Source organism: Pseudoclavibacter helvolus, from assembly GCF_014191305.1.
GTDB classification, from domain to species: Bacteria; Actinomycetota; Actinomycetes; order Actinomycetales; family Microbacteriaceae; genus Pseudoclavibacter; species Pseudoclavibacter helvolus.
This window is the reverse complement of the sequence record NZ_JACHWJ010000003.1, coordinates 138,806-151,784: the sequence shown is the minus strand read 5'-3', so window position 1 is coordinate 151,784 and position 12,979 is coordinate 138,806. Positions and strand designations below refer to the sequence as shown.

The following is a 12,979-nucleotide window of genomic DNA, read 5'->3' as shown; positions in this document are numbered from 1 at the left end:
CTCATTCCGCCCGCGTGGCCTCTCCGGTGTGCACCCTCCGGAGAGGCCCACGCGTGCCCCACGTTCCCCAGCGCCAGAGCCATTCGAGTGGGCCCTGCGTGAAGAACCGGAGCCAGAGCGTGCTCGCGATCCACTGCAGCGCGAGGATCACAATCGCGCAGCTCAGCAGCAGCCCCCACGAGGTGCTGTGGGAGAGATCGAAGAGCGCGCCCGCCGCGAGCATGAGCGGGGCGCCAACGACGTAGTTGGTGAGCGCCATCTTGCCGAGTGGCGCGAAGACGACCTCCAGCGGACGTGCGAGGCCCGTCGTCATCATGAGGGAGAGCAGGGCCACGTAGGCGCCGGCCATCGCGAGCCCCGCCAGCCCCGAAGCGAGGTCGAAGCCCGACATTCTGATATCGCCCGCCTGCCAGATCGCGAGTGGCACCGAGGCCACGGCGAAGGCGATCAGCGCGACGACCGAGCCGCCGCGCGAGCGGCCGATCGAGCGCACCACGCCGTATCGGGTCAGGCTCGCGCCGAGCAGGAAGAGGCCGGGGATGAGGCTGATGCCGCCGCCCGTGAGCGCGAAGCTCGCGACGATGAGCACGACTGCCCCGGCGGCGCTGACCCAGCGTGGCAGCCAGGTGCTCGGCAACAGCACGATGAGGCCCGCGACTGCATACGGCCACAGGGCTGATCCAGGCTGGAGGAAGTCGAAGGGGATGCCGATCGCGAGCAGCAGCAGAAGCCGTCGGAGGAGGAGCACCCTCGGCCGCGCGGACCGCCTCGCGGCGGATTCGAAGAACAGGGCGAAGCCGATTCCGAAGAGCAGCGAGAAGATCGGGAAGAAGCGCTGCTGCACGAACAGCTGCAGCCACCCAGTCGGGTCGCCGAGGTTGGTGGGCTGGGGCACGCCGGTGTCGTAGCCGAAGTGCACGAGCGGCCCGATGTTGACGAAGAGGATGCCGCAGATGGCGGCTCCACGGATGACGTCGAGCGCCGCGATCCGCCCGCCGGATGGGGGAGTGCGGTGGGTGCAGTGTGTGCGGAGGAGGTTCGCTCGGGGGAGGAGAGGGAGGTCAAGACGTGCCTTTCGCGGCGCGGCCCGGATCTCAGGATTGGCGCGACGACCCATCATGGGCCGACTGCGCGCCGGACCGCGTCGTGCCCGGGATGGACCGGCGTCATCCTCTGGGGTGACGTCGCGACCACAGCTGCCCGAAGCCCAGCCGGGCCTCGCCGCGCAGGCTCGCAACTCGTGCCACTAGCTTGACTGCCATGGCATCCCCCGCGCACGCATCCCCGGACCTCCTCCCGACCCGAGTGATCATCGTGCATGGCTTCCGCGCGCACGTCGACGCGCACTGGTTCCCGTGGCTGCGGAGTGCGCTCGCTGATCGGGGCATCGACGCGATGAGCGTCGACCTGCCGCTTGCGGACTCGCCGAACGCCGCCGACTGGGAGCGCGAAGTCTCGCTCGCCCTCGGCACCCCGGACGAGAAGACCTGGATCGTCGGGCACTCGCTCGGAGCTGTCACCAGCCTCCGCGCGCTGGCCGCCCAGCTCGGCGACTGGCGACTCGGCGGCGTGGTCTTCGTCGCCGGCTTCACCGGCAGGCTCGACACGCTCCCCGCCCTCGACGACTATCTCGCCGGCGACGTCGACGCGGAATCGGTCGCCGAGAACATCGGCACCCGAGTCGTCATCCGCTCGGACAACGACACGCTCGTGCCAGCCGCGGCCGGCGACGCGCTCGCGGAGCGCCTCGGCGCGGAGGTGCTGGTCGTGCCGGGAGCCGGGCACTTCCTCGAGGTAGACGGGATGACCTCCCTCACCGTCGTGCTCGACGCCCTCGTAGGTCGTGGCTCGGACCGCTGAAGCTGAGCGCTCCCTGTGAGCACAAAACGGGTTTGTGACACATCGGGGGTTGGTTGCGTCTCACCTGTACAAGCCCACACGGTGCAGCCGCACCGGGGCAGAGACCAGAAAGAAGAGCATCATGGCGAACACGACCCCCAACACCGCTTCCGCCCCCAAGACGGTTCAGACTTCAAGCAGCGTCGTCCCCACGGACCACTCGGATGGACGCGGAACGACGACGATCGTCGACAGTGTTGTGGCCCGCGTTGCTGGCATCGCCGCACGCGACGCTCGCGGCGTCTACGACCTCGGCGGCGGCGCGGCACGTGCCATCGGCGCCATCCGTAACGCCATCAACGCCACCGACCAGAGCCAAGGCGTGAACGTCGAGGTCGGCGAGAAGCAGGTCGCCGTCGACGTGACCATCGTCGCCGAGTACCCCGTCTCGCTGCAGGACGTCGCAGACGGCGTCCGCGCCGACGTGATCCGCGCCATCGAGACCATCGTCGGCCTCGAAGTCACCGAGGTCAACGTCACGGTCAACGACGTGCACCTCCCCTCCGAAGACGACAACAACGACAAGACGGAAGAAGCGCGAGTCCAGTGAACACCGCATCCCTCACACGAACCGGCATCCTGATCGGCGCGGTCCTCGCGCTCACCTGGATCATCCTGGGCTTCTGGGCGTTCTTCTTCGTGGCGATCGCGATGATTGTCGGCGGCATCATCGGGCGCATCCTCGAAGGCAAGCTCGACGCCACCGCGCTCGTTGACGTCATCCGAGGACGGAACACCTCCTCATGAGCGCGGCCGCGACCACACTCAGCGGCGCGGCGCAGCGAGGCACAACACGACTCACCGCGAAGGCCCTGACTCGTCTCGTGTCAGCTGTCGCCGGTGACGCGCTCGGGGTCGACGCTGGCAGCGTCAGCGTCGACCTCGACGACCACAACGGCAAGCTCGCACTCCGCCTGCGGACCCCCATCCGGGTCCCATCGCTCGCCCGCATCCGCGAGCAGCCAGGCGCACTCGAGCGCAGCGGCGGCCCACTCCTCGAGCGAGTCGAAACCGCGAAGACCACCATCCGCGATCGCGTGCAAGCCCTCACCGGCTCGCACGTCAGCCTCGTCACCATCCGAGTGACCGGGCTCAACATCAAAGCCGAGGAGCGAGTCAGATGAGCACCCCCACGTCGCTCTACTCACGCATCTCGCGACGAGAGACGCACTCCCCCCGGTCGCTGCTCGCGATCATCCTCGCGGTACTGCTCATCATCGTCGCGGCCTGGATCGGCACGGAGATCGTGCTCTCGCTCCTCGCCCAGCCGGCGTTGCTCGTCGCCCCTGTCGACATGTTCAACTCGGCGCTCGGGATACTCGAGAAGCCCGCACAATACGTCGGGATCGCCGGTGTGATCGCCGCCGTCGTCGGCCTGATCCTGCTCATCGCGGGGCTCGCCCCCGGACGACGCGCACGCCACACCCTGAACTCCACTCGCACCGCGACGATCGCCGACAACGCGGTCATCGCATCTGCCCTCGCCCGCCACGCGGCTCGCGCCGGCCACGTCAGCCCGGACAACGTCACCGTCTCGGTCTCGCACCGACGCGCGGATGTCCATCTGGTACCCGCTTCTGGCGTGCCCGTCGATGCGGCTGCGATCTCCGCGGCGGTCAACGAGCAGCTCGAGCAGTACAACCTGAAGCCCAGCGTCACCGCGAAGGTGCGCATCGCAGAGAACGGGAAGGTCGGCGCATGAACAGCACGAACCGAGGCCTCAACCGCCTCCTCATCGTCGCCCTCGGCCTCCTCCTCCTCCTCGTCGGCGCGGCAGCAGCAGTCGGCGCGTGGGTTCCCGGCGCGAAGGACACCTGGACCCCCATCGCAGACGGCGTGAACACGCAGGTCACGAGCTGGCTCCAGCAGACTCCGCTCGCGAACACCGGGTCCAGCTGGCTCCTGATCGCCCTCGTCGCGGTGATCGTGATCGGCATCATCCTGCTCCTCGCGTTCAGCCTCCGTCAGGGGCAGGGCAGGACGGGCACCATCATCAGCGACCGCACCCCCGACACGGGGCGCACGATCGTCGATGTCACCGTCGCGAAGGATGCACTCTCGGATGCGCTCAGCGAGCGTGACGAGTTCCTCACGACAAGCGTGTCTGCCTACGACGTGAAGCACACCCCAGTGCTCAAGGTCTCGGCGACCTGCCGACGCGGCGTCTCGCCCAGAGATGCGACGGCGATTGTGGAGCAGAACCTCGAGGCCCTGGATACGCTCCTCGGCCGGGAGATTCCTGTTCTGCTGCAGCTGAGCGGCGGGTTCCGAGCCCGAGTGCAGCAGTCGACGCGCCTGCAGTAACCACGACTCCCTCACCGCGGCACCCCGATTCCGAGGCACCGCAACCCCCAACAGAAAGGAACTGCCATGAGCGCAGGAGACAAGATCAAGAACGCAGCTGAAGAGTTCGGCGGCAAGGCCAAGGAAGCACTCGGCAAGGTCACCGACAACGACAAGCTCGTCGCCGAAGGCAAGGCTGACCAGGCCAAGGCCGACGTGAAGCAGGCTGGCGAAGACGTCAAGGACGCCTTCAAGAACTAGCTCCCACCGGCACAGCGCAGCGGCAGTCGACCCTCGGGTCGGCTGCCGTTTTGCTGTACCGAGAATCAGCTCGGCAGCACCGCTGCGACCTGCGCGCGAACCCGGTCGATGATCTCGTCGTTCGTCAGCGAGACGTTGATCGACGCCGCCATGGTCGTGAACATGATGGCGGAGATGACCTGCGCGAGGGTGCTCGCCGTGTCGGCAGTTGCCGCGGTCTCGCGCTCGATGACCTCGGCCACGAGCACCTGGGTCTGCAGCGTCAGCGTCAGCGCCTCTGCATGCCTCGGCTCCTCCGGGTCACCGAAGACCATCTCACGCAGGTAGGTTCGGCCGTTGTCGATCTGCTTGCGGTTGCAGGCGACGACAGGGTGAAGCACGGCGAGCACGGAGTCGAGAGCGCCGTCTGCCTTCGCCGCGGCGGCCCGACCCTCTTCGAGCGCGGTCTCGTACATCGAGTTCTGCACGAGCAAGAGCAGCTCACCCTTGGTCTTGGCGTAGAGGAATAGCGTTCCGGTACCGATGTCGGCCCGGTCCGCGATCTCCTGCGTGGTGACGTCGCCGACCCCGCGCTCAGCGAAGAGCTCGCCAGCCGCCGCCGTGATGCGCTCGAGCTTGTCGAGTTTGTTTCGCTCGCGGCGACCCATCGGACGGGCGTCGGTGGTCATCCAGATCTCCCCGGGAAGAATTCGTGAGTATGCTCACTTATGAGCTTAGTCGCTAACGCGTGGAATCAGTATCTGTGCCGATTCTTCCACGTCCGGTCGACGACCTCATCGACCGGACACCAGGGACGCATCCCGATCGCGACTGAAGGAACACCACCATGCCATCACTCTCTGGAGCAGTTGTCCTCGTCACCGGCGCGAACGGGGGCATCGGTACGAACTTCGTCCGCGAGGCCCTCGCGCGCGGCGCCGCCAAGGTCTACGCCACGGCCCGCACGCCACGCACCTGGGACGACGATCGCGTCGTCCCGATCACCCTCGACGTCACCGACTCGGCATCCATCGCGGCCGCCGTCGGGGCGGCGCCCGACGTGACCGTGCTCATCAACAACGCCGGCACCTCGGTCTCGTCCCCAGGCATCCTGTCGCACAGCGACGAGGAGATTCGGGCTAACGTCGAGACCAACTTCCTCGGCCCGCTCTTCCTCGCGCGCGCCTACGCGCCGCTCCTCGCGAACCGTGAGGGCGCAGCCATCATCGACGTACACTCAGCCCTCAGCTGGTACGCGGTCAACGGCATCTACAGCGCCACGAAGGCAGCACTCTGGTCGGCGACGAACTCGCTGCGCCTCGAGCTTCAGCCAGCAGGTGTGCACGTCGTCGGCGTCCACGTCGGCTGGGTCGACACAGCCACGGCCGCGCACACGGATGACCCGAAGACCGACCCGGCCGTGCTCGTCTCGAAGGTCTTCGACGCGACCGAGGCTGGTGAGTACGCGGTGCTCGCCGACGAGACGTCCGTCCAGCTGAGGGCAGGGCTCAGCGCCCCGCCCGAGGCTGTCTACCCGCAACTCAACCGCAGCTAGATCACGACCAGCGCCCGCCTCCCCAGTGGGCACGACGAGGCGCCGCCCGGAGCATCGGCTCCTGGCGGCGCCTCGTGCATGCGGAGTCGCAACGGGCTGAGCGCGTCCGTCCTGCAGACACCTCAGCTAGGCAACTGGCTAGGCTTCGCGTGTGCAAGCAGTGCGATACGACGCGTACGGCGTCCTCCCCTCGCTCGTGGAGGTCCCGGATCCGGAGTGCCCAGACGATGGTGTTGTCATCAATGTGCGGGCCACGGGAGTGTGCCGGTCGGACTGGCACGCCTGGCAAGGGCACGACCCCGTGGCGCTGCCACACATCCCGGGTCATGAATTCGCCGGCGTCATCGTCGCCGTGGGCGCACGAGTGCGTTCGCACGCCATCGGCGACCGGGTGACCGCCCCGTTCGTCTGCGGGTGCGGGAAGTGCTCGTGGTGCCTCTCCGGCGACGCCCAGATCTGCCCCGACCAGTCGCAGCCCGGTTTCACGATCGACGGCTCATTCGCCGAACTCGTCGCGATCCCCGCCGCCGACTTCAACGTCGTGCCCCTCCCCGCCAACCTCGATTTCGTCGCGGCAGCCTCTCTTGGATGTCGTTTCGCCACGGCCTATCGCGCGATCACTGTGCACGGCCGCGTCGAGGCGCGCCAGTGGGTGTCGGTCTACGGATGCGGTGGGTCGGCCTGTCAGCGGTCATGATCGCCTCCGCCATGGGCGCGCGAGTCATAGCCGTCGACCGGTCGCCCGCGGCGCTGGAGCTTGCCAGCGAGTTCGGCGCCGAATGCGTGCTCGAAGCCGAAGGCGACACCAGCCGACGCGTCGTGGAGCTGACGGACGGCGGCGCCCACGTCTCCCTCGACGCCGTGGGCTCCACCGACACATCGATCGCGTCGGTGAGGTCGTTGAGGCCGCGCGGTCGGCACATTCAGGTAGGCCTCCTACTCGGCGCAGATTCGACGCCACCCCTGCCGATGGGTGAGGTCATCGCCAAGGAACTCGAGATCTACGGATCCCACGGAATGCCCGCACACGACTACCCGGGAATGCTGGAATTGGTCGCATCCGGCACCCTCAGGCCCGATCGCCTCGTGGGCGAGCGAATCGAGCTGAGCGAAGCGGCAGAAGCCCTGGCCGATATGAGCGCCCCCTCGGCTGGCCACGGCGTCACCGTGATCGAGATGCCGTAGTTCCTGCACGACAACCCCGCAGCGCTACGGGTTGCTAATGACCACCTTGCCACGGATGCCGCCAGCCTTCAGCGACTCCAGCGCCTGCACCGCCTCAGCGAACTGGAAAATTCGCCCCACCACGGGCCTCAGCGCGCCACCGTCGACGAGCTCGGAGATCTCGCGCAGCTGCTCGCCGCTCGCCCGCATGAAGAGGAAGCGGTAGTTGACGCCGAGCCGTTTCGCCTGCTTGCGGACCTTGCCACTGAGCCCGGCGATCGCGAGGCGAAGCACGGGGTTCAAGCCGGCGCTCCGGGCGAATTCGGGGGTGGGTGGACCGGAAATGCCGACGGCGATTCCGCCAGGCCTCAGGATGCGGAGCGACTTCTCGAGGTTCTCGCCGCCGAGGCTGTCGAGGACGAAGTCGTAGCCGGCGAGGCGCTGCTCGAAGTCCTCTGACCGGTAGTCGACCAGATGGTCTGCACCCAGCTCGCGAACGAACGCCTCATTGGCGGCGCTTGCGGTGGTCGCGACCTCGGCCCCGAGGTGCTTCGCGAGCTGGATCGCGATGGACCCGACCCCACCGGCACCGGCGTGGATGAGAACCTTCTGCCCGCGCTGCACGTTGCCGATCTCGACGAGCGCCTGCCAGGCGGTGAGGGCGACGAGGGGCAGCGAGCCCGCCTGCTCCATGGAGATGGAGGACGGTTTGGGCGCCGCATCCGCCTCGTCGATTGCGATGCGCTCGGCGAACGTGCCGATGCGGTGGTCGCGGGGCCTCGCGTAGACCTCGTCTCCCGGGCGGAACCCGCGAACTGCGGCGCCGACCCGGAGCACCGTACCGGCGACATCGTGCCCGAGGGTCAGCGGCAGTTTGTACGGCAGGATCTGCTTGAACTCGCCGATGCGGATCTTCTCGTCGAGCTGGTTCACGCCGGCGGCCTGGACTTGGACGAGCACGTCGTGGTCACCCACGATCGGCTCTGCGACGTCGGCCTCGCGCAGAGGCCCCTTGTAGTTGGAGAAGGTGAACGCTCGCATGGGTGAGACTCCGGATTCCGGATCGCGTGGGTGAATCGCTCCGCAACTACCGAGTCTACTCAATTCTGAGTCAACTCAGTTTCTTTGTCAATGACGACGAAGGGCTCGACAGCAGCGTCGAGCGTTCCACCCGTGGCGATGGCCCCAGCACCGGTCGCGGTGCCCGCCTGCAGCGCACGCGAGCGGCGTACGACCTCACCCCGTCAGGCCACGAGCCGAGCGCTGTCCTCTTCGCCATGAAGCAGTGGGGTGAAACACATGTGCCCCGAGAGGTACCGGCGAAGGTGGATGCCCGCGTCCGCGACGGCGAGAGCTCCGTCACCTCCCAGCTCGTGGACGAACACGATGTCGCCGTCCCGGCAGACGAAGTCACGTTCGTGCGGAGCTAGGCCTCACTATGCCCCGCCCCTCCTGTTGGGCCCCCGTTCTCAACCCTCACCTTCCGCGCGCGCCGTGCGCACCGCCGAGGCCCAGGCTTCCGCATCGATGAGCAGCAGTTGCGCGTTGAGGTCACCCCTCGGCCAGGGAGGAGACGACACCGCGTCGGCGCCGGGGACACCTCCCTGAGTCTTCTCGAAACGGAGCTGCCGCATCACGAGGTTGTGCCTGGTCACGTAGGGCTCGGTGTAGGTGAATCCGAGATAGTGCTCGTTGTGCGCGGCGGCGTATGTCGCTTGGAAGACCCGCTCCATCCGGATCCGGAGAGACTCCTCAACGCTCATCGGCCAGCACTCGATGCCTTCGATATCCGCGAGCAGTGAGGCGTTGTCGCGATGCAAAGCCGGTTCGGCCACCCCCGCCGCGGTTGCCTCTCCGTACTGGACTCGCCAACCACCATCCACCTGTGCGATCCGTGTTGGCATCAGCCACGGAGTCGGCTCTGGCTCCCCCAACCTCGCCCGGTCTCGGGTCACCACGGCAGGTTCTGGGGGTCGCCTCCCGTAACCATGGGGTGCCGTCGGCGGCCAGAAGAACTCCATCGGCTGGTCATCCTCGACCCGAGCGTCAGTGACCGCCCAACCGCGCGCTAGCAGCGCGACCTGGACTTCCTGGCGCATCTGCCGCACGGTCTCACTCAGCCTGCGCGCTTCCCCGCCAAAAAGACCCATTGCAATACACCGCCCCGTTCGATTCGTTGCCGCCAGTATGTTGCCCACCACCGACATTCTGAGTTCGGCGCTGAGCACTCACCCAGGGATCGGGAATCCCTGGATGAGCGAGTCCTGAATCGAAGAAGATCGAAGCATCACACTGGTTCCAGCAGCCAGACTGCACTGCAGATTCACTTCACCACCACTCGCGAGCTTTGCGCCCGCACAATTCAGGAGAATCCCGTGCCGAAGAACATCGACATCCAGGTCCCGTCCCTCAACGGCAAGCTCGCTCTCGTCACGGGCGCCAGCGACGGCATCGGGTTCCACATCGCAGCGCGTCTGGCCCGCGCTGGCGCCGAAGTGATCATGCCCGTGCGCAACCGCGAGAAGGGCGAGAAGGCTGCCGAGCGCATCCTGGGCTCGAACCCGAGCGCGAAGCTCGAGCTGCGCGACCTCGACCTCTCCTCCCTCGCATCGGTCACGGCCCTCACCGACGAGCTCGTCGCGGAGGGGCGCCCCATCAACATCCTCATCAACAACGCCGGGGTGATGACGCCGCCCGAACGACGCGCGACCAGTGACGGCTTCGAGCTGCAGTTCGGCACGAACCACCTCGGCCACTTCTCGCTCACGACCGGCCTCCTCCCGGTACTCAAGGAGGGCAAGGCGCACGTCACGACGCAGATCAGCGTCGCCGCCAGCCAGGGCGCCGTGAACTGGGACGACATCAACTGGGAGCGCAGCTACAGCAACATGGGCTCGTACAGCTCGTCGAAGATCGCCACGGGGCTCCTCGGGATGCACCTGCACCGACTCAGCGAGGCGAACGGCTGGGGCATCACGAGCAACCTCTCGCACCCCGGCATCTCCCCCACGAACCTGCTGTCGGCGCAGCCTGGCATGGGCCGCACGAGCGACACCACCGAGGTGAAGGTCATTCGCGTCCTCTCCCGCATCGGCATCGCCGGGACCCCGCAGAGCGCTGACCGCCCCGCCGTTCTCGCGGCAACGAGCCCAGACGCGAAGGGCGGCCGCCTTTACGGCCCCAAGGGCCCGGGCCACATCGGTGGCGGCCCCGCCGAGCAGAAGCTCTACTCGCGAGTCACGAGCGAAGCGGATGCGCGTCGCCTGTGGGAGCTGTCCGAGCAGCTCGTCGCCGAGCACGTAGCCCGCTAGCCTCGCCTCATGGACAGAGCCCAGCTTGCCGACTTCCTGCGCAGCCGCCGCGAGGCGCTGCAGCCGGAAGACGTTGGCCTGACGAAGGGGCCGCGCCGCCGGACGGCGGGCCTGCGGTGGGAGGAGGTCGCCGCGCTCAGCGACATGACGGTCGACTACTACAGCCGACTCGAGCAGAGCCGTGGCCCGCAGCCGTCCGAGCAGATGCTCGCCGCCATCGCGCGCGGCCTGCACCTGACTGTCGCGGAGCGCGACCACCTCTTCCACCTCGCCGGCCACCAGCCGCCCGCACGCACCTTCAATGGTGAGCACGTCTCGCCTGGGCTCATGCGCATCCTCGACCGCCTCGCCGACACTCCGGCCCAGGTGATGACCTCGATGGCCGAGACGCTGGTGCAGACACCGGCGGCCAGGGCGCTCTTCGGCGACGAGACCCGCTTCACCGGCAATGCCTGCAACGCCGTCTACCGCTGGTTCACGGATCCCAGCACCCGAGGCGTCTACCCGGAGTCCGACCACACGAAACTGTCGCGCGCGTTTGTCGCCGACCTGCGCGGTTTCGCGGCACAGCAGGGGCCAGGCTCCCGGGCGCACCGGGTGGTGGATGCGCTCCACCAGGAGAGCCCCGAGTTCGCGGAGATCTGGGCCGACCACGAGATCAACGCGGTGCACGACATGGAGAAGCAGGTGCAGCATCCGGAACTCGGGGTCATGACCGTGCAGTGCCAGTTCCTCGTGGACCCGATGCAGGGGCAGACCCTGCTGGTACTCACGGCGACTCCGGGCACGGACAGCTACGACAAGCTCCAGCTGCTCGCCGTGCTCGGCACGCAGCGCCTCACCGCCGACGCTTGAGCCCGCGCCGCCTCCGCGCGCCCTCCCGCAGACACAGTTGTGGCCCGATGCTCTTCCCGTTTCCGGGAACAACATCGGGCCACAACTCTCTGGGCTTCGGCGTCGGCGTCAACCGCAGCGGCGCCTACTCGCTCGCGGGCTCCTTCGCGGTGGGCCGGCGCCTGCGGACCGTGCGCGGACGCTCCGCAGCGTCGACGTCCGATCCGGCATCGTGCATCCGGGCAGGCCGCCACACGACGACCTCCGTGCGGCGTGCAGTGCGACGCCCGTGTGCGAGAGGTACAACGTCGCCGCGCTCACCGGCCGCGAAGATGCGGCCGCCGAGCCTGGTGAGGCGCTCGTCGGCCAGCTCACCCTCGAGCGCGCGGACGCGGCGGCGCAGGCCGAGCACCTCACGTTGCAGCTCGAGCACGCGGGCGATGCCCTCGAGGCTCACGCCCTCGTTCGAGAGCACCGCGATTTCGCGCAGCTGCGCCACGTCGCGGAGCGAGTAGCGGCGCAGACGGCCAGCCGTGCGCTGGGGCGTGACAAGGCCCATCCGGTCGTACTGCCGCAGGGTCTGCGGGTGCATGTTCGCGAGCTCGGCCGCCATCGCGATCGCGAAGATCGGGGAGTCCTCGTCGAGGTCGGAGGGGAAAGCCATGAGGGCTCCTTACCTGCCCTGGCGGGCGAGGCGGAGGAGGTCTTCGCGCGGGCTCTCGTCACCGGATGCGGCGACGAAGTCGGCGAGCGCCTTCTCCTGCGCGCTCGAGAGGTGGTTGGGAACGGCGACCTCAAGGTGAACGAGCAGATCACCCTTGCCCTTCTTGGACTCGATTCCTCGACCCTTGACACGCAGCGTCTTGCCGTTCGGGGTGCCGGGCGCGACCTTGACGCGCACGGTCTTGCCGTCGACAGTCGGCACCTCGATGGTGGCGCCGAGCACTGCCTCCGCGAAGGAGACGGGCACGGTCACCTCGAGGTTGAGACCCGAGCGGGTGAACACCGGGTCGGGGCGCACGGTTACGGTGAGGATGAGGTCTCCGGGCTCGCCGCCGTTGGGGCTCTGCCCGCCCTTGCCACGAAGTCGGATCTTCTGCCCGTCCTCGACACCAGCGGGAATGCGCACCTTCACGACACGCCCATCCTGACCCTGCAACTCCACGGTGTCGCCCTTGATGGCGGTCATGAACCCGAGAGTCGTGGATGCACTCTGGTCGCGGCCCTTCCGCGGCCCCGTCTGGAACCCGGCAGGTCCGCCAGCGCCTCCGCCGAAGCTGCCTGCGCCGAATCCGCCGCCACCTCCGCCGAACATGGAGCCGAGGAGGTCCTCGAAGTCGGCGTTGGACGCCCCGCGGCGCCCACCACCGCCGCCGTTGAACATCCCGCCGAACACATCCTCGAAGCCCGCGCCGCCTGGCCCGCCTGGGCCCTGTTGGAAGCGGGCGCCTGAGCCCATGGCACGCATCTGGTCGTACTCTGCGCGGTGCTCTGGGTCGGAGATGACCGAGTACGCCTCGGAGATCTCCTTGAACTTCGCCTCTGCTGCGTCGTCGCCCGGGTGCGAGTCAGGGTGATACTGACGCGCGAGCTTCCGGTACTGCTTCTTGAGGTCTTTTTCGTCTACGTCCTTCGATACGCCGAGCACCGCGTAGAAGTCCTTGTCGAACCAATCTTGACTGGCCATATGGTC

Annotated in this window: 17 protein-coding genes and 1 pseudogene; 12 read left to right on the top strand and 6 right to left on the bottom strand. The window is 67.8% G+C overall.

The features are described from left to right. Position 1: 1 nt before the first annotated feature. Positions 2-1,120 carry a DUF418 domain-containing protein gene (locus tag FHX72_RS10355; RefSeq protein WP_183624865.1) on the bottom strand — a complete coding sequence of 373 codons (1,119 nt, stop codon included), beginning with the start codon at positions 1,118-1,120 and terminating at the stop codon, positions 2-4. 140 nt (positions 1,121-1,260) lie between these two features. On the opposite strand from FHX72_RS10355, the gene FHX72_RS10350 reads away from it, so the two are divergent. From FHX72_RS10350 to FHX72_RS10320, 7 genes are all read left to right on the top strand, one after another. Continuing rightward, positions 1,261-1,860: an RBBP9/YdeN family alpha/beta hydrolase gene (locus FHX72_RS10350; protein WP_183624863.1), complete on the top strand. Its 600-nt coding sequence runs from the start codon at positions 1,261-1,263 to the stop codon at positions 1,858-1,860. 121 nt (positions 1,861-1,981) lie between these two features. Further along, on the top strand, positions 1,982-2,449 hold the full coding sequence (locus FHX72_RS10345; RefSeq protein ID WP_183624855.1) for an Asp23/Gls24 family envelope stress response protein: 468 nt from the start codon (positions 1,982-1,984) through the stop codon (positions 2,447-2,449). Next, positions 2,446-2,646, top strand: coding sequence for a DUF2273 domain-containing protein (locus FHX72_RS10340; protein WP_104285408.1), 201 nt, complete (start codon positions 2,446-2,448; stop codon positions 2,644-2,646). The genes FHX72_RS10345 and FHX72_RS10340 overlap by 4 nt, the downstream gene beginning before the upstream one ends. Beyond that, entirely contained in the window at positions 2,643-3,023 is a 381-nt protein-coding gene (locus tag FHX72_RS10335) for a hypothetical protein (protein WP_068477047.1), read from the top strand. Before FHX72_RS10340 ends, FHX72_RS10335 begins: the two co-directional genes overlap by 4 nt. Further along, on the top strand, positions 3,020-3,601 hold the full coding sequence (locus FHX72_RS10330) for an Asp23/Gls24 family envelope stress response protein (RefSeq protein ID WP_068477049.1): 582 nt from the start codon (positions 3,020-3,022) through the stop codon (positions 3,599-3,601). The genes FHX72_RS10335 and FHX72_RS10330 overlap by 4 nt, the downstream gene beginning before the upstream one ends. Next, the gene (locus tag FHX72_RS10325) at positions 3,598-4,203 is read left to right on the top strand and encodes a hypothetical protein (RefSeq protein WP_068477051.1); all 606 of its coding nucleotides are present in this window, start codon (positions 3,598-3,600) and stop codon (positions 4,201-4,203) included. The genes FHX72_RS10330 and FHX72_RS10325 overlap by 4 nt, the downstream gene beginning before the upstream one ends. Positions 4,204-4,269: 66 nt before the next feature. After that, positions 4,270-4,443: a CsbD family protein gene (locus FHX72_RS10320; protein ID WP_068477054.1), complete on the top strand. Its 174-nt coding sequence runs from the start codon at positions 4,270-4,272 to the stop codon at positions 4,441-4,443. Between the two features lie 65 nt (positions 4,444-4,508). Here the strand turns inward: FHX72_RS10320 and FHX72_RS10315 are convergent, their stop codons facing one another. Beyond that, positions 4,509-5,111 (bottom strand): TetR/AcrR family transcriptional regulator, encoded by a 603-nt coding sequence (locus FHX72_RS10315; protein WP_068477056.1) that lies wholly within the window; start codon positions 5,109-5,111, stop codon positions 4,509-4,511. 158 nt (positions 5,112-5,269) lie between these two features. On the opposite strand from FHX72_RS10315, the gene FHX72_RS10310 reads away from it, so the two are divergent. Together FHX72_RS10310 and FHX72_RS10305 are read left to right on the top strand one after the other, a co-directional pair. Continuing rightward, on the top strand, positions 5,270-5,977 hold the full coding sequence (locus FHX72_RS10310; protein WP_183624853.1) for an SDR family oxidoreductase: 708 nt from the start codon (positions 5,270-5,272) through the stop codon (positions 5,975-5,977). A 151-nt stretch (positions 5,978-6,128) separates the two neighbouring features. Beyond that, positions 6,129-7,162 (top strand): annotated as a pseudogene (locus FHX72_RS10305) (zinc-dependent alcohol dehydrogenase family protein). A gap of 24 nt (positions 7,163-7,186) precedes the next feature. Here the strand turns inward: FHX72_RS10305 and FHX72_RS10300 are convergent. Further along, the gene (locus FHX72_RS10300; protein WP_068493478.1) at positions 7,187-8,182 is read right to left on the bottom strand and encodes an NADP-dependent oxidoreductase; all 996 of its coding nucleotides are present in this window, start codon (positions 8,180-8,182) and stop codon (positions 7,187-7,189) included. Positions 8,183-8,208: 26 nt separating this feature from the next. Here FHX72_RS10300 and FHX72_RS10295 point away from each other — a divergent pair, with 26 nt between their 5' ends. After that, positions 8,209-8,571, top strand: a complete 363-nt coding sequence (locus tag FHX72_RS10295; protein ID WP_183624851.1) for a hypothetical protein — start codon at positions 8,209-8,211, stop codon at positions 8,569-8,571. A gap of 39 nt (positions 8,572-8,610) precedes the next feature. On the opposite strand, the gene FHX72_RS10290 is transcribed toward FHX72_RS10295, so the two are convergent. Continuing rightward, entirely contained in the window at positions 8,611-9,045 is a 435-nt protein-coding gene (locus tag FHX72_RS10290) for a hypothetical protein (protein ID WP_156479690.1), read from the bottom strand. A gap of 471 nt (positions 9,046-9,516) precedes the next feature. On the opposite strand from FHX72_RS10290, the gene FHX72_RS10285 reads away from it, so the two are divergent. Together FHX72_RS10285 and FHX72_RS10280 are read left to right on the top strand one after the other, a co-directional pair. Next, a complete protein-coding gene (locus tag FHX72_RS10285; protein ID WP_183624849.1) occupies positions 9,517-10,452 on the top strand; it encodes an SDR family oxidoreductase in 936 nt (311 codons plus the stop codon). A gap of 9 nt (positions 10,453-10,461) precedes the next feature. Beyond that, positions 10,462-11,307, top strand: coding sequence for a helix-turn-helix transcriptional regulator (locus FHX72_RS10280; protein WP_183624847.1), 846 nt, complete (start codon positions 10,462-10,464; stop codon positions 11,305-11,307). A gap of 124 nt (positions 11,308-11,431) precedes the next feature. Here the strand turns inward: FHX72_RS10280 and FHX72_RS10275 are convergent, their stop codons facing one another. Beyond that, positions 11,432-11,950 (bottom strand): heat shock protein transcriptional repressor HspR, encoded by a 519-nt coding sequence (locus FHX72_RS10275; RefSeq protein ID WP_183624845.1) that lies wholly within the window; start codon positions 11,948-11,950, stop codon positions 11,432-11,434. Between the two features lie 9 nt (positions 11,951-11,959). Beyond that, complete coding sequence (locus FHX72_RS10270) at positions 11,960-12,973, bottom strand: DnaJ C-terminal domain-containing protein (protein ID WP_183624843.1); 1,014 nt, start codon at positions 12,971-12,973, stop codon at positions 11,960-11,962. Positions 12,974-12,979 lie beyond the last annotated feature (6 nt).